This is a genomic window from Paracoccus versutus, assembly GCF_000763885.1.
GTDB lineage: Bacteria > Pseudomonadota > Alphaproteobacteria > Rhodobacterales > Rhodobacteraceae > Paracoccus > Paracoccus versutus.
Genome location: NZ_JRKO01000021.1, coordinates 37091 through 56011 on the forward strand (window position 1 = coordinate 37091; position 18921 = coordinate 56011).

Below are 18921 nucleotides of genomic sequence, written 5' to 3' on the forward strand. Positions count from 1 at the left end.
TTTTTAAGAACATCCTGCGAACATCTATCCGGCAGCGATCAGGCGGATCGCGCGGTCCTGTTCCATCAGCCACAGAAGCAGCCGCACGGCCTGGCCGCGCTCGCTCTCCATCGCAGGGTCGCGCTCCAGGAAGCTCTGCGCATCCTTGCGCGCCAGGGCCATCAGCCCGGCCTGGCGTTCCAGGTCGGCGATGCGGAATCGCGGCAGGCCGGATTGCGCGGTGCCGATCACGTCGCCGGCGCCGCGCATGGCCAGGTCTTCCTCGGCGATGCGGAAACCGTCCTCGGTCTCGCGCAGGATCGTCAGCCGCCGCCGCCCGGTTTCCGACAGCGGCTCGTGATACATCAGCAGGCAGCTCGACGCGCCCGAACCGCGCCCGACCCGGCCGCGCAGCTGGTGCAATTGCGCCAGGCCGAAGCTTTCGGCGCGCTCGATCACCATGATCGTCGCCTCGGGCACGTCCACGCCGACCTCGATCACCGTGGTCGCGACCAGGATGCGCGCCCGCCCGGCGGCGAAATCGGCCATGGCGGCATCGCGTTCCTCGGCCGGCATCTGGCCATGCACCATCCGCACCTGCGCGCCGAATCGCGCCCGCAGCTCCTGGAAGCGCGCCTCGGCCGCGGTCAGGTCCACCGCCTCGCTTTCCTCGACCAGCGGGCAGACCCAATAGGCCCGCGCCCCACCCTCGAGCGCGCGGGCCAGATGCGCCACCACCTCGGCCATGCGCGCGTCCGAGATCACCGTGGTGCGGATCGGCTGCCGCCCCGCGGGCTTTTCGTCCAGCACCGACAGGTCCATGTCGCCGAATTGCGCCAGCGCCAGCGAACGCGGGATCGGCGTCGCCGTCATCACCAGCATGTCGGGCGGCTGGTGCCCGCCCTTGGCGCCCAGTTCCATGCGCTGGTTGACGCCGAAGCGATGCTGCTCGTCGACGATGGCCAGCCGCAGGTCGTGGAACTCGACCGATTTCTGGATCACCGCATGGGTGCCGACCAGGATGTCGATGCGGCCCTCGGCCAGGTCGGCCAGGATATTGGCGCGCGCATCGCCCTTGTCGCGGCCGGTCAGCGCCTCGAGCCGGATGCCGGCCAGCCGCGCGAGCGGCTCCAGCGCGCGGAAATGCTGGCGCGCCAGGATCTCGGTCGGGGCCATCAGCACGCCCTGCCCGCCCGCCTCGACCGCGACCAGCAGCGCAAGGAAGGCGACCAGCGTCTTGCCGGCGCCGACATCGCCTTGCAGCAGCCGGTTCATCCGCCGCGGCGCGGCCATGTCGCCGGCGATCTCCTCGACCGCGCGGGCCTGCGCCCCGGTCGGCGGCCAGGGCAGCCCGGCCAGCACCTTGGCGCGCAGATGGCCGTCGCCCTGCGTGGACAGCCCCGCCTGCCGCCGCCGGTCGCGCCGCAACAGCGCCAGCGTCATCTGATGCGCGAACAGCTCGTCATAGGCCAGCCGCGCGCGCGCCGGATCGGTCGGCGACAGGCCCGCCGGCCCCTGGGGCGCATGGGCGCGGGCCAGCGCCTCGGCCCAGGCCGGCCAGCCTTCGCGCGCCAGGACCGAGGCGTCGATCCACTCGCCCGCCTGCGGCAGCCGCGCCATCGCGGCCCCCACCGCCTTTTGCACCACCCCCTGGGTCAGCCGGCCCGAGAGCGGATAGACCGGCTCGAATTCCGGCGGCGGGGCCACACCCTCGGCGCCGATATGGTCGGGATGCACCATCTGCGCCACGCCGTCGAACAGCTCGACCTTGCCGGACACCAGCCGCCGCGCGCCCAGGGGCAGCTGGCTTTCGATCCAGTCCTTGCGCGGATGGAAGAAGACCAGCAGCAGGTCGGCGCTGCCGTCCGAGCAAAGCACCCGCCAGGGCCGGCCCTTGGCCGTGGGCGGGCTGTGGCGCTGCACGGCGACGGCCACGGTGACGATCTCGGGCGGGCGGGCCTCGGTCAGCCGGGCGATCGGGCGGCGGCGGATGCCGGAATGCGGCAGGGTCAGGACCAGGTCGCGCAGCCGGGTCACGCCCATCTGGGCAAAGGATTCGGCCGCGCGCGGGCCGACGCCGGGCAGGGTCTCGACGCCCGCGAACAGCGGGAACAGCGCCGGGGGCCGGCCCGTCACCCCTGGGCGATCGCCAGCCATTCGTCCTCGTCGATGACCTTGATGCCAAGCTCGGCCGCCTTCTTCGCCTTCGACCCCGCGCCCGGCCCGGCGATCAGCAGGTCGGTCTTGGCCGAGACCGAGCCCGCGACATGGGCGCCAAGCGCCTCGGCCCGCGCCTTGGCCTCGGCCCGCGTCATCTTTTCCAGCGTGCCGGTAAAGACCAGCGTCTTGCCGGTGATGGCGCTGTCGGTGGCGCGCGCCTCGGGCGGCAGCACGGTCAGATGCGCGACCAGCCGGTCGATCGCCGCCCGCTCGCGCTCATTGGCAAAGGCGTCCGACAGCGACATGGCCAGCACCGGGCCGATGCCGTCGGCGGCGATCAGCCCGGCCCAGGCATTCGCCGCATCGGCCGGCAGGTCGGCCTGCGCCAAGGCGGCGGCGCGCGCCTCCGCGGGGCGGGCGCGACGCCCCTCGGCCTGCGCCGCCTCGCGCTCGGCCTGGACCGCCTCCTCGGCGGCGCGATGGGCGATGGCGGCCGGGCGCGCGGTGTCGAGCGCCGCCTCCAGCGCCTGCCAGCTGCCGTAATGGCGGGCCAGATCCTGCGCCGCGACCTCGCCGACATGGCGGATGCCGAGCGCGAACAAGAGCCGCGCCAGCGGGATCTCGCGGCGCTTCTCGATGGCCTGGAACAGGCTCGCGGCGCTTTTCTCGCCCCAGCCCTCGCGGTTCTTCAGCTGCCGGGGCTGGCCGGGGCCATAGCGGTCCTCCAGGGTAAAGATGTCAGCCGGCTCGGCGATCCAGCCATCGCGGAACAGCTCCTCGACCAGCTTGGCGCCCAGCCCCTCGATGTCGAAGGCGGCGCGCGAGACGAAATGGCGCAGCTTCTCCACCGCCTGGGCCGGGCAGATCAGCCCGCCGGTGCAGCGGCGGACCGAATCGCCCTCTTCCCGGATCGCGGGCGAGCCGCATTCCGGGCAGGTGGCCGGAAAGGCATAGGGCGCGGCCTCGGGCGGGCGCTTGGCCAGGTCCACGTCCGCGACCTTGGGGATCACGTCGCCGGCGCGATAGACCTCGACCCAGTCGCCGATGCGGATGTCCTTGCCGCCGCGGATCTCGCTGCCGTCGGCGCCGCGGCCGGCGATGTAATCCTCGTTATGCAGGGTGGCGTTCGAGACGACGACACCGCCCACCGTCACCGGATGCAGCCGCGCCACCGGGCTCAGTGCGCCGGTGCGGCCGACCTGGATGTCGATGGCTTCCAGCCGGGTCCAGGCGCGCTCGGCCGGGAACTTGTGCGCGAGCGCCCATCGCGGCGTGGTCGAGCGCATGCCCAGCCGCGCTTGATAGCCAAGGTCGTTCACCTTGTAGACCACGCCGTCGATGTCATAGCCCAAGGTCGCGCGCATCTGCTCGATCTCGGCCCAGGCGGCCAGCATGTCCTGGACCGAGGCGCAGATCCGGGTCAGCGGATTGGTCTGGAAGCCGAAATCCTGCATCCGCCGCACCGCCTCCATCTGCGTGCGGGCAAAGGGCGCGCTGACCTCGCCCCAGGCATAGGCAAAGAAGCGCAGGGGCCGCGATGCCGTCACCGCGGGGTCGAGCTGGCGCAGCGAGCCCGCCGCCGCATTGCGCGGGTTGGCAAAGACCCGGCCGCTGTCGGACTGGTTCAGCTTTTCGAAATCGACATGCGACATGTAGACTTCGCCGCGGATCTCCAGCACGTCGGGCCAGTCGTCGCCGGCAAGCTGGCCGGGAATGTCGGCGATGGTGCGGGCGTTGGCGGTCACGTTCTCGCCCACCGCCCCGTCGCCGCGGGTCGCGGCCTGGACCAGCCACCCGCCTTCGTAGCGCAGCGACAGCGACAACCCGTCGATCTTGGGCTCGGCGGTGATCTCCAGCGCCGCGCCGGGGGCGAGGTTCAGGAATGAGCGCACCCGCTGCACGAAGGCTTCGACATCGCCCTGGGTAAAGCCGTTCTCCAGCGACAGCATCGGCAGGCGATGCGGGATCTTGGCAAAGCGCGTATCGGCCGCGGCGCCGACCTGCTCGGTCGGGCTGCCGGGATGGGCCAGATGGGGAAAGCGCACCTCGATCTCTTCCAGCCGGCGCTTGCAGGCGTCGTATTCGGCATCGCTGATGAAGGGCGCATCTTCTTGGTAATAGGCCAGGTTCGCCCGCGCCACCTCGTCGCTCAGCCGGGCGTGCTCGGCCTCGGCGGCCTCGGCGTCCAGGCTGGAGACGGGCGGCAGGGCCGCAGCCGGCGCTGCCGGCTCCCCCGCCGGAACCGCCCGATCCTCGTCATCTCCGGCCATCTGCCCTCCGCCTTCTGTCGGCCTTGCGGGCCGTGATCTGCGCAGCAGGTGATACCGGGGCGAAGGCCGGGTTGTCCAGCGCCCGGCCCCACGGTCTTCCGCGACCCCGAAGCCCCGCCGGGCTCAGGCGCGCAGGGCCATGCGTTCGGGGTTCTGCGTCTCGGAGGCCGGGTCGCGCAGGACATAGCCCCTGCCCCAGACCGTCTCGATATGGCTTTCGCCGTTCATCGCCGCCGCCAGCTTCTTGCGCAGCTTGCAGACGAAGACGTCGATGATCTTCAGCTCGGGCTCGTCCATGCCGCCGTAAAGATGGTTCAGGAACATCTCCTTGGTCAGCGTCGTGCCCTTGCGCAGGCTCAGAAGCTCCAGGATCTGGTATTCCTTGCCGGTCAGGTTGACCGCGCGCCCGCCCACCTCGACCGAGCGCGCGTCCAGGTTCACCACCATCTCGCCGGTGCGGATCACCGACTGGCTATGGCCCTTGGAACGGCGGATGATGGCCTGGATGCGGGCGACCAGCTCCTCGCGGTTGAAGGGCTTGGTCATGTAGTCGTCGGCACCGAAGCCAAAGCCGCGCAGCTTGCTTTCGGTGTCGTCCGAGCCGGTCAGGATCAGGATCGGCGTGTCGATGCGGGACATGCGGATCTGGCGCAGGACCTCCATGCCGTGCATGTCCGGCAGGTCCAGGTCCAGCAGGATCAGGTCGTAGTCATAGAGCTTGGCAAGGTCGATGCCCTCCTCGCCCATGTCGGTGCGATAAACATTATAACTCGCGTTCGTCAGCATCAGCTCGATGCTGCGCGCCGTGGTCGGATCATCCTCGACCAGAAGGATTCGCATGTCATTTCCCCTTGCTAACCAGGCTACTGGCAAAACCTCTCAGCAAAAGGTTAATATCACGTTACCGGCTTATTCATCAAATTTGTCTCAACTCACGGTTGCCGAAATTTCTGCAGATGCGTGATTTTCAGCGCATTGCGGCCATGCTGGCGAAAGGCGCTGGCCCAGGCGTCGAACTCTTCCTCGGTCAGGCCATAGCGGCGAATCGCCTCGTCCCGCGACAAGAGGCCGTAATGCACCGCATCGACCACCGCCGCCTTGCGGCTGGCCACCCAGCGGGTCTGCGGCTGGGGCAGATCGGCCTGGGTCAGGATGCTGCCATCGGGCAGGATCACGGTGCGCAGACCGGGAGTTTTCTTCAAAAACATCGGCAAGTCCCTGTTCTCTCTGCCTCCTTGTGTCGCAAACTTCTTAAGCCCCGGTGAAGTGGCGCAGGGTTTTTCCGGGCCCGGCCCTTGAGAATTGCCGGTTTTTACCTATAAATGTCATGAACTGCGGGCCAGAGCAGCGCGCCCGCGCAAAGGACGATCCATGACAGCGCCAAGCCCCTCTCTGCGCCATGACGCGCCAGATTCGACCGTGAATTCGCTGGGCTTTGCCAAGCCGCCGGCGCAGACGCGCGTGGTCGTGGCCATGTCGGGCGGCGTCGACAGCTCGGTCGTGGCCGCGATGCTGGCCGCGCAGGGCTATGACGTGATCGGCGTGACCCTGCAGCTTTACGACCATGGCGCAGCGCTGGCGAAAAAGGGCGCCTGCTGCGCCGGGCAGGACATCCACGACGCCCGCCGCGTGGCCGAGCGCATCGGTTTTCCGCATTACGTGCTGGATTACGAGAACAGGTTCCGCGAATCGGTGATCGAGGAATTCGCCGATGCCTACCTGGCCGGTGCGACGCCGGTGCCCTGCATCCGCTGCAACGAGCGGGTGAAGTTCCGCGACCTGCTGGAGACCGCGCGCGAGCTTGATGCCGATTGCATGGCGACCGGGCATTACATCCGCCGCTTCGACGGCCCGCGCGGGGCCGAGCTGCACATGGCGGCCGACCCGGCCCGCGACCAGAGCTATTTCCTGTTCTCGACCACGCAGGAGCAGCTGGATTTCCTGCGCTTCCCGCTGGGCGGGCTGGCCAGCAAGGCCGAGACGCGGGCGCTGGCGGCGCAATACGGGCTTTCGGTCGCCGACAAGCCCGACAGCCAGGACATCTGCTTCGTGCCCGATGGCGACTATGCCGGCGTGATCGAAAAGCTGCGCCCCGGCGCCGCCGATCCGGGCGAGATCGTGGACATGGACGGCAACATCCTGGGCACGCATCGCGGCGTGATCCATTACACCATCGGCCAGCGCCGCGGCCTGGGCATCGGCGGCCTGGGCGATCCGCTTTACGTGGTGCGGCTGGAGCCCGAGACGCGGCGCGTCGTCGTCGGCCCCAAGCAGGCGCTGGCGACCCGGATCGTGCCGGTGACCGAGGTGAACTGGCTGGGCGACGAGCCCTTCGCCGGCGAGATCCCGATCACCGCCCGCATCCGCTCGACCCGGCCGCCGCGGCCCGCCATCCTGCGCGCGACCGGCGAGCGGCGCGCCGAGATCGAACTGCTGGCCCCGGAAGAAGGCGTCAGCCCCGGCCAGGCCTGCGTCTTTTACGCGACCGAAGGGACGCGCGTGCTGGGCGGCGGCTGGATCTCGCACCGCCGCGGCGGCTGAGTTCAGGCCGCCGCAGCCAGCAGGCGGATGCGCTCGACCATGGCGCGCAGCCCGTTCGAGCGCTGCGCCGAAAGATGCTCCTCCAGCCCCAACCGGCCAAGCTCGGCGCTGGCGTCGATCGCCGCCACCTCGCCGACAGGCACGCCGGAATAAAGCGCATGCAGGATGGCGATCAGCCCGCGCACGATCAGCGCATCGCTGTCGCCCTGGAAGTCGAAGCGGCCAGCCTCGATCCGGGGCATGATCCAGACCTGGCTGGCGCAACCCTCGACCTTGGTGGCGGGCACCTGCAACGAGGCATCCATCGGCGCCATCGCCTTGCCCAGTTCGATGACATGGCGGTAGCGCTCCTCCCAATCCTCCAGGAAATCGAAGGTCTCGGCGATTTCTTCAAAGGCGGGCGTGGCCATCGGGGCATCCTCTCGCATCGGGCGGCACTGGCATAGCGCGACGGGGCGGCAAGGTCAAAGAGGCTTTCGCGCCCGCCCGACTTGGCCTATCACTGCGCCAAAGACTTGGGAAAACGGGGGCAGCCTTCATGCGGTCGGGAACCTTGGGCATTCTTGCCTGTGCGATGCTGGTGCTGGGCGGTTGCGGCCGCATGGGGGACAGCAGCCTGAACCCGTTTCGCTGGTTCGGCGGCGGCAGCGGCGCGCCCCGCCAGCAGACGCTGGAGCCCGAAGGCGGCTATCCGACCGCGATCGAGGACGGCCGCCTGCCGCTCGCACAGGTCACCAGCGCAAAATGGGAGCCACTCTACGAAGGGCGGATGCTGGTCGTGACCGGGCTTGCCGCCAGCAAGGGCTGGTGGGATGTGGCGCTGGTCACCGAGGTGCCGATGCCCAGGGGACGCATCCGCCCCGATCAGGACGGCGTGCTGCGCCTGCGGCTGGTGGGCAAGCCGCCCCTGCCCGACACCTTCGCCGCCGCCAATCCGCCGCAGCCTGCCAGCGATACGGTGACGGTGGCGCTGACGCTTCCCAACGCCGCCCTGGCGGACCTGCGCGAGGTGGTGATCGCCGGCGCCGGCAACGCCATCACGCTGCGCCGCTGACGCCGGGCCCAGGCCCGATTCGGCAGCGCGAAAGGCTGCAGGCAAACCGCGGCCGGCACGGTTGCGCCATGGGTATTTGAGGAACGAAGAAGACGTGGGCGGCGCCAGGATCTTCTTCGTTCCTCAAATACCCATGGGCGACATTGCCGCATCGCCCTGTCCGTCATCTTGATCGCCAGGCCGGAGTAGCGGGGACGAGGCGCAGATTCGGCCGAATGCAGGCAGGACGGCCGCCGTGGCAGGAAAAAGGCCCGCATGCGTCATGCGGGCCTTTTCGCGGAATGCCGGCGGGTGCGGCCGATCAGGCCATCTTGCGCAGATAGGTCCAGGTCGGCACGCGGGCGGCGCGCGCCACGGACCAGCTTTCCGCATCGCCGAGATATTCGAAGCCGCAATTGGTCAGCACCCGCGCCGAGCCGGGATTGTCCTGGAACGCCTCGGCAAACAGCGTGCGCGAGCCGTGCGGATTGGCCTCGACCAGGGCCGAGACCGCCTCGGTCGCGAAGCCGGTGTTCCAGAACCCCGCCCCGATCCAGAAGCCGAGTTCGGACTGTTCCTTGTCGATCCGCGTCAACGAGACCACGCCCAGCACCTCGGCCAGCTTGTTGGCCGAGCCGTCGATGGCCCAGACATCCTCGTCCCGGTCAGCCGCCATCGCCCGGCGGACATAGGCTTCGGAGGCGCCAGGCGGCAAGGGATGCGGGATCGAACGGGTTCCCTCGGCCACGCGCCGATCGGCGGTGTAATGCGCGATGAGCCCGGCATCCGATGCCCGCAGCGGGCGCAGGACGAAGCGCTCGGTCACGATCTCGATCTGCCGCGCATCCGAGGAAATCAATTCGTTCATGTCACTATTCTCCCCCAATTACTCGCAATCATATGGGTGCGGCCCCTGAAAACGCGAAGGGGACCGGCCCTGCCGATCCCCCTATTTAGCACCCGAGTGTTGAAATCGGCTTACTCGGCGGCCTCGAGATTGGCGGGAAGCACGGAAATATAGGTGCGGCCCTTGAGGCCCTTCTTGAAGGCCACGTGGCCGTCGGTCAGGGCGAACAGGGTGTGGTCACGGCCCATGCCGACGTTCTGGCCCGGCCACCAGGTGGTGCCGCGCTGACGCACGATGATGTTGCCGGCGACGGCCTGCTGGCCGCCGAAGAGCTTCACGCCGAGACGACGACCGGCCGAGTCGCGGCCGTTGCGGGACGAACCGCCTGCTTTCTTATGTGCCATGGCTCAGTCTCCTTCTGCCTCAGTTGGCGTCTTCGGCCGAAACTTCGGCTTCCGACTTCTTGGCTTTTGCCGGCTTGGCGGCCGGCTCGAGTTTGGTGCGCGCGCCGACGGCGGCTTTCACATCGGTCTTGTCGCCGCCTTTTTCAAGCAGCTCGGTGATGCGGACCAGCGTCAGTTGCTGGCGGTGGCCGCGGGTGCGCTGCGACGAATGCTTGCGGCGGCGCTTGACATAGGTGATGACCTTGTCGGCCTTGATGGTGTCGATCACCTCGGCCTGCACGGCGGCGCCGGCAACCAGCGGCGCGCCCACGGTCGCGCCGATCATCAGCACGTCGTTGAATTGGACCTTGTCGCCGGCTTCGGCGTTCAGTTTTTCGACGCGCAGCACGTCACCGGCCTGAACCCGGTATTGCTTGCCGCCCGTCTTGAGAACTGCGAACATTCCGTCTTTCCTTGCTCTGCCGCGTCCTTCGGCCCCTGCCTTGCAGGTGTTGCCGGGGCCAGGCCCCGCCTTCGGACAGCGCACCCATTGTCTCGGGTGAGGTTCAAAATATGATGCCGGCAACGGACATGTGCCCGGCCGGTCGCGGGTATATCGCGGATTCGGCCGGGCAAGTCAACCGAAATGGCGGCTCAGCGCCACAGATCGCGCGCCTCCTCCACCGCAAGCCGCCGCCCCTCGCGCAGCGCACCCAGCCCGGCCGACATGAGCGGCGCCGGGCGCGGATCGGTGCCGCTATAGGCGCCGCGGGCGCGGTTGTGCGGATGGCGCGGCGCCTCGTCCAATGACAGCACCGGGGCCGCGCAGGCATCGGTCCCCTCCAGCACGGTCGCCCAGTCGTCGCGGCTGCGGGTGGCGATCCGCGCGGCCAGGATCGCGCGCAGCGCGGCCCAGTTCGCCGGGTCGGCGCGGTCGGGCAGGTCGGCCTCGGACAGGCCCAGTTGCCGGACCAGTTCCGCCCAGAACTGCGGCTCGATGGCGGCGATGGCCAGGAAGCCGCCGCAGGCGCAGGGATAGCAGCTGTAATAGGGCGCGCCGCCGTCCAGCAGATTGGCCTGCCGCTGGTCCCGCCACAGCCCGTTGGCGCGCAGCCCCGAGATCATCGCCATCAGATGCGCCACCCCGTCGGTGATCGCGGCATCGACCACCTGGCCACGGCCGGTCTCGCGCGCAGCAAGGATCGCCGCCAGCATGCCCGAGACCAGATACATCGAGCCGGCGGCGAAATCGCCGACCAGGTTCAGCGGCGGCACCGGATGATCCGCGGGGCCGATGGCGGAAAGCGCGCCGGTGATCGCCAGATAGGTCAGGTCGTGGCCGGCGGAATGGGCCAGCGGGCCCGTCTGGCCCCAGCCGGTCATGCGGCCATAGACCAGGCGCGGGTTTTCCGCGAAATCCTCGGGGCCGAGGCCCAGCCGCTCCATCACGCCGGGGCGCATGCCCTCGATCAGCGCATCGGCGCGCAGGATCAGGTCGCGGGCGATCCCGCGGCCCTCGGGCGATTTCAGGTCCAGTTCCAGCCAATCGCGGCCGCGGTCGAGCACGTCGCGGTCGAGCGGAAATATCTGCGGCGCGCCGGGCCGGGCGATGCGCACCACCTGCGCGCCGTGGTCGGCAAGCCACATGGCGGCGAATGGCGTGGGGCCGATGCCGGCAATCTCGATGATGCGCAGGCTGGACAGGGCGCCGGTCATTCGCGGCCTCCGGGGGACTGGTGGGCGGTGAGGGACTCGAACCCCCGACATTCTCGGTGTAAACGAGACGCTCTACCAACTGAGCTAACCGCCCCCCTGCCGGCTGATAGCGCGATCCCGGCGTCCTTGGCAAGCACGGGCGTCACCGGCGCAGCCGCGCGATCAGCGACGAGGTGTCCCAGCGCCCGCCGCCCATGGCCTGCACCTCCTTGTAGAACTGGTCGACCAGCGCCGTCACCGGCAGGCTTGCCCCGGTCTCGTCGGCGGTGGCCAGGCAGATGCCCAGATCCTTGCGCATCCAGTCCACCGCAAAGCCGAAGTCGAAGCGGTTCTCGGCCATGGTCCGGTGGCGGTTCGCCATCTGCCAGCTGCCGGCGGCGCCCTGGCTGATCACCTCGACGACCTCGGGGATCGACAGCCCCGCCTTTTCGGCGAAATGCAGCGATTCCGACAGGCCCTGCACCAGCCCGGCAATGGCGATCTGGTTGCACATCTTGGTCAGCTGCCCCGCGCCCGAGGGGCCCATGAGCTTGCAGATCTTGGCATAGGCGGCGATCACCGGCTCGGCGCGGTCGTAATCGGCCTGCGCGCCGCCGCACATCACCGAAAGCTGGCCGCCCTCGGCCCCCGCCTGCCCGCCCGAGACCGGCGCATCGACGAAGCCCAGCCCGGCCTCGGCGGCGACCGCGGACAGCTCGCGCGTGACCGCGGCCGAGACCGTGGTGTGATCGACGAAGACCGCGCCCCGGCCCATGCCGGCAAAGGCGCCCGCCTCGCCCAGGCAGACCTGGCGCAGGTCGTCGTCATTGCCGACGCAGGCCATGACGAATTCGGCGCCCCCGGCCGCCTCGCGTGCGGTGGCGGCCAGGCGGCCCTTGTGGCGCGCGGCCCAGGCCTCGGCCTTGGCGGGGCTGCGGTTCCAGACCGTCACCTCATGCCCGGCCGCGGCCAGGTGGCCCGCCATCGGAAAGCCCATCACCCCAAGTCCCAGAAATGCCACCCGCGCCATCAGATTCTCCCTTTCGTGTCGAAAAGGCGCGTTGATCCGGCCCGCGCCCTGCCCTATTCACCCCGATGAATTTCATCACCCGGCGCGGGGGTCAACCTCTCGTGCCCAAGCTCGGGACCGTGCCTTTTCATGGTGACACTTTTCCGCTGGCTTGTGCGCCTGACGGTCGGGCTGATCCTGCTGACCCTGGCGCTGGTGACGCTGGCCTGGTATTTCGCCATCCGCTCCTTGCCCAATTACGACGGCAGCTATGCGGTCCAGGGCATCTCGGCCCCGGTCGAGATCGTGCGCACGACCGAGGACGTGCCGCATATCTTCGGCCAAAGCGACCGCGACGTATTCTTCGCGCTCGGGCTTGCCCATGCCCAGGACCGGCTGTTCCAGATGACCGTGCTGCGCCGTGCGGCCCAGGGCCGGCTGGCCGAGATCTATGGCATGGGCGCGCTGCCCGCCGACGACCTGGCGCGCCGGCTGGGGCTTTACCGCAATGCCCGCGCCTCGCTCGAGGCCCAGGACCCCGAGGTGCTGGAGGCGCTGCAAGCCTATGCCGCGGGCATCAACGCCTGGATCGAGCAGGTCAACCTGGGCGCGCGCGGGCGCGGGGCGCCGGAGTTCTTCCTTTATCCCGACGACATCGCCTATTGGGAGCCGGCGGATTCGCTGGCGATCCTGAAGCTGCTGGCGGCCTCGTCCAGCGTGCAGCTGCGCCGCGAGGTGCTGCGCGCGCGGCTGTCTCTGGCCGCGCCCGAACGCGGGCAGGATCTGGTCGCCATGCCGGGCGAGCCGCCGCTGCCCGGCTATGCCGCGCTTTTTCCGGGCGCCCGCTTTGCCGCCCCGGAACGCGGTGCCGGGCCGCGGGACTGGACGGCGACGCTGGCCGGCTATCTGGCGCCGGCGGCTGGGGCCTCGGCCAACGGCTTTGCCGCCGCGGCCGGCCGCACGGCGGCGGGAGGGGCGCTGCTGGCCAATGACCCGCAATTCGCCCTGACCGCGCCGGGCCTGTGGTATCTGGCACGGATCGAGCTTGGCTCGGGCGGGGTGATCGGCGGCACCATCCCCGGCATTCCCGCGGTGCTGTCGGGTCGCAATACCGGCCTGGCCTGGGGCATCACCCCGGCCTGGATCGACGACCAGGACCTGTATATCGAGGAGGTCCAGCCCGGCGATCCCAACCGCTATCGCGGCGCGCAGGGTTGGACCGAGTTCGCGACCCGGCGCGAGACCCTGCGCATCCGCGGCGCCGAGCCGCAGACCATCACCCTGCGCGAGACCGAGAACGGCCCGGTCATCCCCGCCGCGCATCTGGACCTTGCCAGCATCCTGCCGGCCGGCCATGTCGCGGCGCTGTCCTGGACCGGCGGCCATGGCGAGGACCGCAGCATGTCGGCGCTGATCGGCCTGATGCGGGCGCAGGACCGCCAGGCGGCGACACAGGCGCTGCGCGGCATGGTCGCGCCGGCCCTGACGGTGACGCTGGCCGATGCGCGGGGCGTGGGCCAGGTGCTGGCCGGCGCCCTGCCGCAGCGCCCCGCCGGGCACCAGACGGCGGGACGCATGCCCGCGCCAGGCTGGGTCGTGCAGAACCGCTGGCAGGGGCTCGACCCCGCACCGTCCGAACTGGCCGAGCTGAGCCCCGAAAGCGGCATCGTCGCCGCGACCGGCGCGGCCGAGCCGGGCTGGGCCGGGCTGGGCCACGACCGGGCCGACGGCTACCGGCTGGGCCGGCTGCGCCACCTGATCGAATCGCGCGAGGTGCATTCGCGCGACAGCTTCATCGCCGCGCAGACCGACATCGTCAGCCCGGTGGCCCGCGGCCTGCTGCCGCTGGTCGGGGCCGAGCTGTGGTTCACCGGCGAACCCGCGGCCCAGGGCACGCCCGAGCGGCTGCGCCAGGACGCGCTGGCGCTGCTGGCCAATTGGGACGGCGCGATGAGCGAGCATCTGCCCGAGCCGCTGATCTATGCCGCCTGGATGCGGGCCTTGCAGGATCGGCTGGTGCGCGACGACCTCGGCCCGCTGGCGCAGGACCTGACCGAGCTGTTCCCCGTTTTCATCGACCGGGTGTTTCGCGACGCCGGCGGCGCCTCGGAATGGTGCGACATCCGCCAGTCCGCCCCTGTCGAGACCTGCACCCAGATCGCCCGGCAGGCGCTGGACGCGGCGCTGCTGGACCTGGTAGCGCGCTTCGGCCCCGACCTTGCCAGTTGGCGCTGGGGCGACTTGCACCGCGCCCGCCATGTCCACCCGGCGCTGGGGGACATGCGGGGCATCTCCTATATCGTGAACCTGATCCAGCCGACCTCGGGCGGCGAGGCGACGATCGCCCATGCCGGCTTCCTGGGCCGGGGCCGCAATCCCTGGCTGAACGTGACCGGGGCCGCCTATCGCGGCGTCTATGACCTGGCCGACCCCGACAGCTCGGTCTTCGTCATCTCGACCGGGCAATCGGGCCATCCCTTCTCGCGCCATTACGACGACATGGCCGAGCTGTGGCGGCGCGGCGAATACGTGGTCATGTCGCTGGACCCGGCGCTGGCGCGGGCGGCGGCGGCGGGCATCACCCACCTGCAACCGGCCGGCGATTAGGGGGCTTGCATCCCGCGCCCGGCCGGGCTTCCCTGCGGGCCGGGACGCAGCGAAGGACAGCCCATGGCGCGCAAGATCATCATCGACACCGACCCCGGCCAGGACGATGCCGTGGCGATCCTGCTGGCCCTGGCCAGCCCCGAGATCGAGGTGCTGGGCCTCGGCGTGGTCGCCGGCAACGTGCCGCTGCACCATACCCAGCGCAATGCCCGGATGGTCTGCGAACTGGCTGGCCGCCCGGATCTGCCGGTCCATGCCGGCTGCGACGCGCCGCTGCACCGCAAGCTGATCACGGCCGAGCATGTGCATGGCAAGACCGGGCTCGACGGCGTCACCCTGCCCGAGCCGACCATGCCGCTCGCCCCCGGCCATGCCGTCGATTTCCTGATCGAGACCCTGCGCCGCGAAAAGCCGGGCAGCGTGACGCTGGTGCCGATCGGCCCCCTGACCAATATCGCCACCGCCTTCCTGCGCGCGCCCGACATCATCCCGCGGGTGCAGGAAATCGTGCTGATGGGCGGCGCCTATTTCGAGGTGGGCAACATCACCCCCACCGCCGAGTTCAACATCCATGTCGATCCCGAGGCGGCGAAGATCGTCTTTGCCAGCGGCGCGCCGCTGACGGTGATGCCGCTCGACGTGACGCATCGCGCCCTGACCAGCCGCGCCTGGGTCGAGGGCATGCGCGCCATGGGCCGCGTCGGCCAGGCCGTCGCCAGCTGGACCGATTTCTTCGAACGCTACGACCGCGAGAAATACGGCAGCCAGGGCGCGCCGCTACACGACCCCTGCACCATCGCCTGGCTGCTGAAGCCCGAGCTGTTCACCGGCCGCTATATCAATGTCGAGATCGAGACCCAGGGCGAATACACCCTGGGCATGACCGTCGCCGACTGGTGGCGGGTCAGCGGCCGGACGCCCAACGCCACCTTCATCCGCGAGGTCGAGGCCGATGCCTTCTTCGCGCTGCTGACGGAACGGATCGGCGATCTGGACCGCAGGGTCGGATAGCAGCCACACCTGCCGCGGGCAGGTGGGGGTTTATTCCTCCGCCCCGCCGGGCCTGGGGTCGGGTGCCGCGGGGGGCTCGGAGGCCGCATCGTCCCGCGTCGCATCGTCTCCCGGCACCGACAGATCCTGTCCCGAGCCATCCTGCGCCGCATCGTTCTCCGTCTGCACCGGCGCATCCGCCTTGGGCGGGTCGGCCAGCGGGCCCGCGCCGTCCCCCGGCTGGGGGTCGGGTTCGGGTGCCGCCGGGGATTCGGGGGCCGCATCATCCCGTGCCGCATCGTCACCCGGCGCCCGCGCGTCCTGCCCGTCCTGTCCCGAGCCATCCTGCGGCGCGCCGTTCCCCCTCTGCACCGGCGCATCCGCCTTGGGTGGGTCGGCCAGCGGGCCCGCGCCGATCTCGCGGTCGATGCGCTCGATCAGCACCTCGGTGACGTCGATGGATTGCGAGGCGACGAAGATCGCGCGCTGGTCCAGCACCACCACCGCGCCCCGCTCGCGCATCACCGCCGCCAGGACAGGCAGCACGGCGCGGAAGAAGGCCTGGCGCTCTTCCTCGGCCTCGGCCTGCAAGGCGCGGGGGGCGGCGTCGCGGGCGCGGCGCACCTCGACCACGCGCTTGTCGAACTCGTCGGCCCGCTTGCGGAACTCGTCGGGCGGCAGGGTCTGGCGCAGCGCCGTCAGCTCCTGCTCCTCGGCGGCGAACTGCTCGACCAGCCGCTCGTTCTCGGCCGCGATCTCGCTTCCGCGCCGCTCCAACTCGGCCTGCACGCGCTGGCCCCAGCGCGAATGCAGATACAGCGCATCCTGGTCCAGCGTCAGGACCGGCAGCACCGCCTGGCCGTTCGGGGGCGGCGTCTCGACCACGATGGGCGCCGCCTCGGGCGTGGGCGTCCCGGCCTGCCCGGAAGGCTGCTCGGGCACGGGCTGGGCGGGCGCGCGCCCAGGCACCGCCAGCAGCGCGGCCAGGGCCAGCGCCGCGATGCCGCGTCCCCCTGCCATCAGAACCGGGTCGAAATCGTCAGGTCGAAGGACTGCTCTTCGTCGTAATCCTCTTTCTTGAGGGCCTTGGCGAAGTTGAAGCGCAGCGGCCCGATCGGCGTGGTCCAGAAGATCGAGGCGCCGACCGCGGCGCGGACCTTCATGCCGTCGTCGACCTCGACCCCGTTGGTGCCGCTGGTCCGGTCCAGCCCCCAGACCGAGCCGGCATCGGCGAAAAGCCCGCCGGTGATGCCGTATTCCTCGGGCAGGCCCAGAGGGAACTGCAGCTCGGTGCGCAGCGCCCAGAAATAATTGCCGCCAAGCGCATCCTCGTTCGGCGCCGCCAGGTCACGCGGACCCAGGCCGTTCGGCTCGAAGCCGCGGATCTTGCCGTTGCCGGTAAAGCGGTTCAGGAAACGGCTGTCCTCGTCGTCCAGCATATGCACGGCGCCGGTCTCGAACTCGGCCAGCATGGTCACGTTCTCGCGCCAGGCGCGGCTTTCGACGCCGGCGTAAAGCGTGCTGGTGACGGATTTCACGTCGCCGCCCAGGCCGGCGAAATCCTGGCCGGCGCGCAGCCGGTAGCTGGTCACCGGGTCCAGCCCGGCGATGCGGCTGTCATAGCTGTAGGTATAGCCAAGCGCCGAGGTGAAATAGCCACCCTGCTCGTCATAAAGGATCTGCGACGAACCGACGAAGTTGCCTTCGGAATCCTCATGAGGCTCTTCGACGTCGAACAGCGTATCCTTGCTGAGCTTGTAGCGCAGTTCAAGCCGGCCGTTCTCGGAAACCGGGAATTCGATTCCGGTCAAGAAACCCACGGTGCGGGTGTTGTAGTCGGAGTTCAGCCGGTCGGTTGTGTTGTACCAGGCCTGCACCCGCGCCCGCAGGTCGCGGCCCAGGAAATAGGGCTCGACGAAGGTCAGGCCCGAGCTTTGCGTATCCGTGCCGGTCGAAAAGGCCAGGTCCACCTGTTGCCCGCGGCCCAGGAAGTTCTTTTCCGAAAGCGAGATATTGAAGCCGACGCCGGTCGAAACGCCATAGCTGACGCCGAAGTTCAGGCTGCCGGTCGGCTGCTCCTCGACGTTCACGTCGACGATCACCTGCTCGGGCGTCGAGCCCTGGCGGCTTTCGGCCTGCACATCGGCGAAATAACCCAGCGCGCGCAGCCGCTCGGCCGAGTTGCGGATCTCGCGCGGGTTGAAGGGGTCGCCCTCGACGGTGGCGAACTGGCGCCGGATCACCTCGTCCAGGGTGGTGGTGTTGCCCTCGATGTCGATGCGCTCGACGAAGACGCGCGGGCCGCGGGTCAGGGCAAAGGTCAGGTCCAGGGTCTGGCTGCGCTCGTTGCGGGTGACGCGCGGCTCGATACTGACGAAGTCCAGCCCCTTGCGCAGCGCCAGCGCCTCCATCCGGCGGATGGTGGTGTCGATATCGGTCGGGTTGTAGACCGCGCCGCGCTTGACCCGGTTCTGGGCGGCGAATTCCGCCGCATCGACGCCGGGGATCTCGCTGACGGTGTTGATGGTGCCGAAGGTATAGCGCGGGCCTTCGTGGATCTGGAAGGTGATGTAGAAGGCGTCGCGTTCCCGCGCCAGTTCCGGCGCCACCGCCTGCACGCGAAAATCGGCATAGCCGCGCGAGCGGTAGAAATCGGTCAGCAGCTTTTCGTCCAGCGGCACCCGCTCGGGGGCGAAGGTGTCGCGGCGGATGAAGGTGCGCAGGATGCCGGCCTGCTTGGTTTGCAGCACGTTGCGCAGCCGGCGGTCGGAAAAGGCGCGGTTGCCGACGAAGCCGATGCGCTCGATCTCGGTCACGTCGCCTTCGCGGATCTCGAAGACCAGGTCGACCTGGTTGCTGCCGCGGCGGATGATGCGCGGATCGACGCGGGCGGCCAGGCGCCCCTGCGAGGCATAGACCTGGCTGATCGCGGCGGCATCGGCCTCGGCCTGGGCGGGCGAATAGACCCGGCGCGACTGCGACTTGACGATCTCGGCCAGGTTCTCGTCCTTGAGCCGCTTGTTGCCTTCGAAGGCGACGGTGTTGATGGTGGGATATTCCGCCACCCTGACCACCAGCGTCCCGCCCGAGGGCACCAGTTCGACCGTCTCGAACAGCCCGGAATTCTGCAGCCGCTGCATGGCGTCGTTCAGCGCCCCGGCCGAGACGTCCTGGCCGCGCGGCAGGTCCAGATAGGAGAGGATCGTGGCCGGCTCGATGCGCTGGTTGCCTTCGATCCGCACGTTGCTGAAGACAAGGGCCGAGGCGGGGGTCGCCACCATCGCGACCGGCGCGGCCACCGCCAGCGCCGAGATCAGCGCCAGCGCGCCCTTGCCGAGTTTCCTGTCCGTCATCGCCGCCCCTCGCGAATAATGCATTGCCCGGCGGGTTTGCCCCGCCATATTTGC

The 18921-nt window shown here is 69.7% G+C and carries 16 protein-coding genes and 1 tRNA gene; 4 read left to right on the plus strand and 13 right to left on the minus strand.

Going from position 1 to position 18921, the window contains the following annotated elements; all coding sequences use genetic code 11:
• Positions 1–24: 24 nt before the first annotated feature.
• The 4 genes from recG to sciP all read right to left on the minus strand — a co-directional run bounded on the left by recG (position 25) and on the right by sciP (position 5617).
• Positions 25–2136: an ATP-dependent DNA helicase RecG gene (gene recG / locus IT40_RS11135; RefSeq protein WP_036754653.1), complete on the minus strand. Its 2112-nt coding sequence runs from the start codon at positions 2134–2136 to the stop codon at positions 25–27.
• The gene (gene ligA, locus IT40_RS11140) at positions 2112–4409 is read right to left on the minus strand and encodes an NAD-dependent DNA ligase LigA (protein ID WP_084197044.1); all 2298 of its coding nucleotides are present in this window, start codon (positions 4407–4409) and stop codon (positions 2112–2114) included. The genes recG and ligA overlap by 25 nt, the downstream gene beginning before the upstream one ends.
• Positions 4410–4532: 123 nt before the next feature.
• Positions 4533–5249: a response regulator transcription factor CtrA gene (gene ctrA / locus IT40_RS11145; protein WP_036754655.1), complete on the minus strand. Its 717-nt coding sequence runs from the start codon at positions 5247–5249 to the stop codon at positions 4533–4535.
• 92 nt (positions 5250–5341) lie between these two features.
• Positions 5342–5617: a CtrA inhibitor SciP gene (gene sciP / locus IT40_RS11150; RefSeq protein WP_036754658.1), complete on the minus strand. Its 276-nt coding sequence runs from the start codon at positions 5615–5617 to the stop codon at positions 5342–5344.
• A 163-nt stretch (positions 5618–5780) separates the two neighbouring features.
• Between sciP and mnmA the strand changes: the two genes are divergently transcribed.
• Positions 5781–6950: a tRNA 2-thiouridine(34) synthase MnmA gene (mnmA, locus tag IT40_RS11155; RefSeq protein WP_036754660.1), complete on the plus strand. Its 1170-nt coding sequence runs from the start codon at positions 5781–5783 to the stop codon at positions 6948–6950.
• A gap of 2 nt (positions 6951–6952) precedes the next feature.
• Here mnmA and IT40_RS11160 read toward each other — a convergent pair whose 3' ends face one another.
• Positions 6953–7360: a SufE family protein gene (locus tag IT40_RS11160; RefSeq protein ID WP_036754663.1), complete on the minus strand. Its 408-nt coding sequence runs from the start codon at positions 7358–7360 to the stop codon at positions 6953–6955.
• Positions 7361–7488: 128 nt separating this feature from the next.
• Here IT40_RS11160 and IT40_RS11165 point away from each other — a divergent pair, with 128 nt between their 5' ends.
• Positions 7489–8004, plus strand: a complete 516-nt coding sequence (locus IT40_RS11165; protein WP_036754666.1) for a hypothetical protein — start codon at positions 7489–7491, stop codon at positions 8002–8004.
• A 301-nt stretch (positions 8005–8305) separates the two neighbouring features.
• Here IT40_RS11165 and IT40_RS11170 read toward each other — a convergent pair whose 3' ends face one another.
• The 6 genes from IT40_RS11170 to IT40_RS11195 all read right to left on the minus strand — a co-directional run bounded on the left by IT40_RS11170 (position 8306) and on the right by IT40_RS11195 (position 11938).
• Positions 8306–8851, minus strand: coding sequence for a GNAT family N-acetyltransferase (locus IT40_RS11170; protein ID WP_036754676.1), 546 nt, complete (start codon positions 8849–8851; stop codon positions 8306–8308).
• Between the two features lie 110 nt (positions 8852–8961).
• Positions 8962–9234, minus strand: coding sequence for a 50S ribosomal protein L27 (rpmA, locus tag IT40_RS11175; RefSeq protein ID WP_036754679.1), 273 nt, complete (start codon positions 9232–9234; stop codon positions 8962–8964).
• 19 nt (positions 9235–9253) lie between these two features.
• On the minus strand, positions 9254–9676 hold the full coding sequence (gene rplU / locus IT40_RS11180) for a 50S ribosomal protein L21 (protein ID WP_036754682.1): 423 nt from the start codon (positions 9674–9676) through the stop codon (positions 9254–9256).
• Between the two features lie 191 nt (positions 9677–9867).
• Positions 9868–10929, minus strand: coding sequence for a CaiB/BaiF CoA transferase family protein (locus IT40_RS11185; protein ID WP_036754685.1), 1062 nt, complete (start codon positions 10927–10929; stop codon positions 9868–9870).
• An 18-nt stretch (positions 10930–10947) separates the two neighbouring features.
• Positions 10948–11023, minus strand: a tRNA-Val gene (locus tag IT40_RS11190).
• Between the two features lie 48 nt (positions 11024–11071).
• Positions 11072–11938 (minus strand): NAD(P)-dependent oxidoreductase, encoded by an 867-nt coding sequence (locus IT40_RS11195; RefSeq protein WP_036754690.1) that lies wholly within the window; start codon positions 11936–11938, stop codon positions 11072–11074.
• A 129-nt stretch (positions 11939–12067) separates the two neighbouring features.
• Here IT40_RS11195 and IT40_RS11200 point away from each other — a divergent pair, with 129 nt between their 5' ends.
• Complete coding sequence (locus tag IT40_RS11200; protein WP_036754693.1) at positions 12068–14524, plus strand: penicillin acylase family protein; 2457 nt, start codon at positions 12068–12070, stop codon at positions 14522–14524.
• A 63-nt stretch (positions 14525–14587) separates the two neighbouring features.
• Complete coding sequence (locus IT40_RS11205; RefSeq protein WP_036754696.1) at positions 14588–15535, plus strand: nucleoside hydrolase; 948 nt, start codon at positions 14588–14590, stop codon at positions 15533–15535.
• A gap of 30 nt (positions 15536–15565) precedes the next feature.
• Here IT40_RS11205 and IT40_RS30015 read toward each other — a convergent pair whose 3' ends face one another.
• Complete coding sequence (locus tag IT40_RS30015; RefSeq protein WP_084197046.1) at positions 15566–16534, minus strand: OmpH/Skp family outer membrane protein; 969 nt, start codon at positions 16532–16534, stop codon at positions 15566–15568.
• Positions 16534–18867 (minus strand): outer membrane protein assembly factor BamA, encoded by a 2334-nt coding sequence (gene bamA, locus IT40_RS11215; RefSeq protein ID WP_036754698.1) that lies wholly within the window; start codon positions 18865–18867, stop codon positions 16534–16536. The genes IT40_RS30015 and bamA overlap by 1 nt, the downstream gene beginning before the upstream one ends.
• Between the last annotated feature and the right edge of the window lie 54 nt (positions 18868–18921).

What these genes read in the sequence shown, in the direction of transcription:
- IT40_RS11195 (WP_036754690.1), bottom strand. Translation starts at nt 11,938, where the DNA reads ATGGCGCGGGTGGCATTTCTGGGACTTGGGGTGATGGGCTTTCCGATG.
- IT40_RS11200 (WP_036754693.1), top strand. Translation starts at nt 12,068, where the DNA reads ATGGTGACACTTTTCCGCTGGCTTGTGCGCCTGACGGTCGGGCTGATC.
- bamA (WP_036754698.1), bottom strand. Translation starts at nt 18,867, where the DNA reads ATGACGGACAGGAAACTCGGCAAGGGCGCGCTGGCGCTGATCTCGGCG.
- IT40_RS30015 (WP_084197046.1), bottom strand. Translation starts at nt 16,534, where the DNA reads ATGGCAGGGGGACGCGGCATCGCGGCGCTGGCCCTGGCCGCGCTGCTG.
- rpmA (WP_036754679.1), bottom strand. Translation starts at nt 9,234, where the DNA reads ATGGCACATAAGAAAGCAGGCGGTTCGTCCCGCAACGGCCGCGACTCG.
- IT40_RS11170 (WP_036754676.1), bottom strand. Translation starts at nt 8,851, where the DNA reads ATGAACGAATTGATTTCCTCGGATGCGCGGCAGATCGAGATCGTGACC.
- IT40_RS11160 (WP_036754663.1), bottom strand. Translation starts at nt 7,360, where the DNA reads ATGGCCACGCCCGCCTTTGAAGAAATCGCCGAGACCTTCGATTTCCTG.
- recG (WP_036754653.1), bottom strand. Translation starts at nt 2,136, where the DNA reads ATGGCTGGCGATCGCCCAGGGGTGACGGGCCGGCCCCCGGCGCTGTTC.
- rplU (WP_036754682.1), bottom strand. Translation starts at nt 9,676, where the DNA reads ATGTTCGCAGTTCTCAAGACGGGCGGCAAGCAATACCGGGTTCAGGCC.
- mnmA (WP_036754660.1), top strand. Translation starts at nt 5,781, where the DNA reads ATGACAGCGCCAAGCCCCTCTCTGCGCCATGACGCGCCAGATTCGACC.
- IT40_RS11205 (WP_036754696.1), top strand. Translation starts at nt 14,588, where the DNA reads ATGGCGCGCAAGATCATCATCGACACCGACCCCGGCCAGGACGATGCC.
- ctrA (WP_036754655.1), bottom strand. Translation starts at nt 5,249, where the DNA reads ATGCGAATCCTTCTGGTCGAGGATGATCCGACCACGGCGCGCAGCATC.
- IT40_RS11165 (WP_036754666.1), top strand. Translation starts at nt 7,489, where the DNA reads ATGCGGTCGGGAACCTTGGGCATTCTTGCCTGTGCGATGCTGGTGCTG.
- ligA (WP_084197044.1), bottom strand. Translation starts at nt 4,409, where the DNA reads ATGGCCGGAGATGACGAGGATCGGGCGGTTCCGGCGGGGGAGCCGGCA.
- sciP (WP_036754658.1), bottom strand. Translation starts at nt 5,617, where the DNA reads ATGTTTTTGAAGAAAACTCCCGGTCTGCGCACCGTGATCCTGCCCGAT.
- IT40_RS11185 (WP_036754685.1), bottom strand. Translation starts at nt 10,929, where the DNA reads ATGACCGGCGCCCTGTCCAGCCTGCGCATCATCGAGATTGCCGGCATC.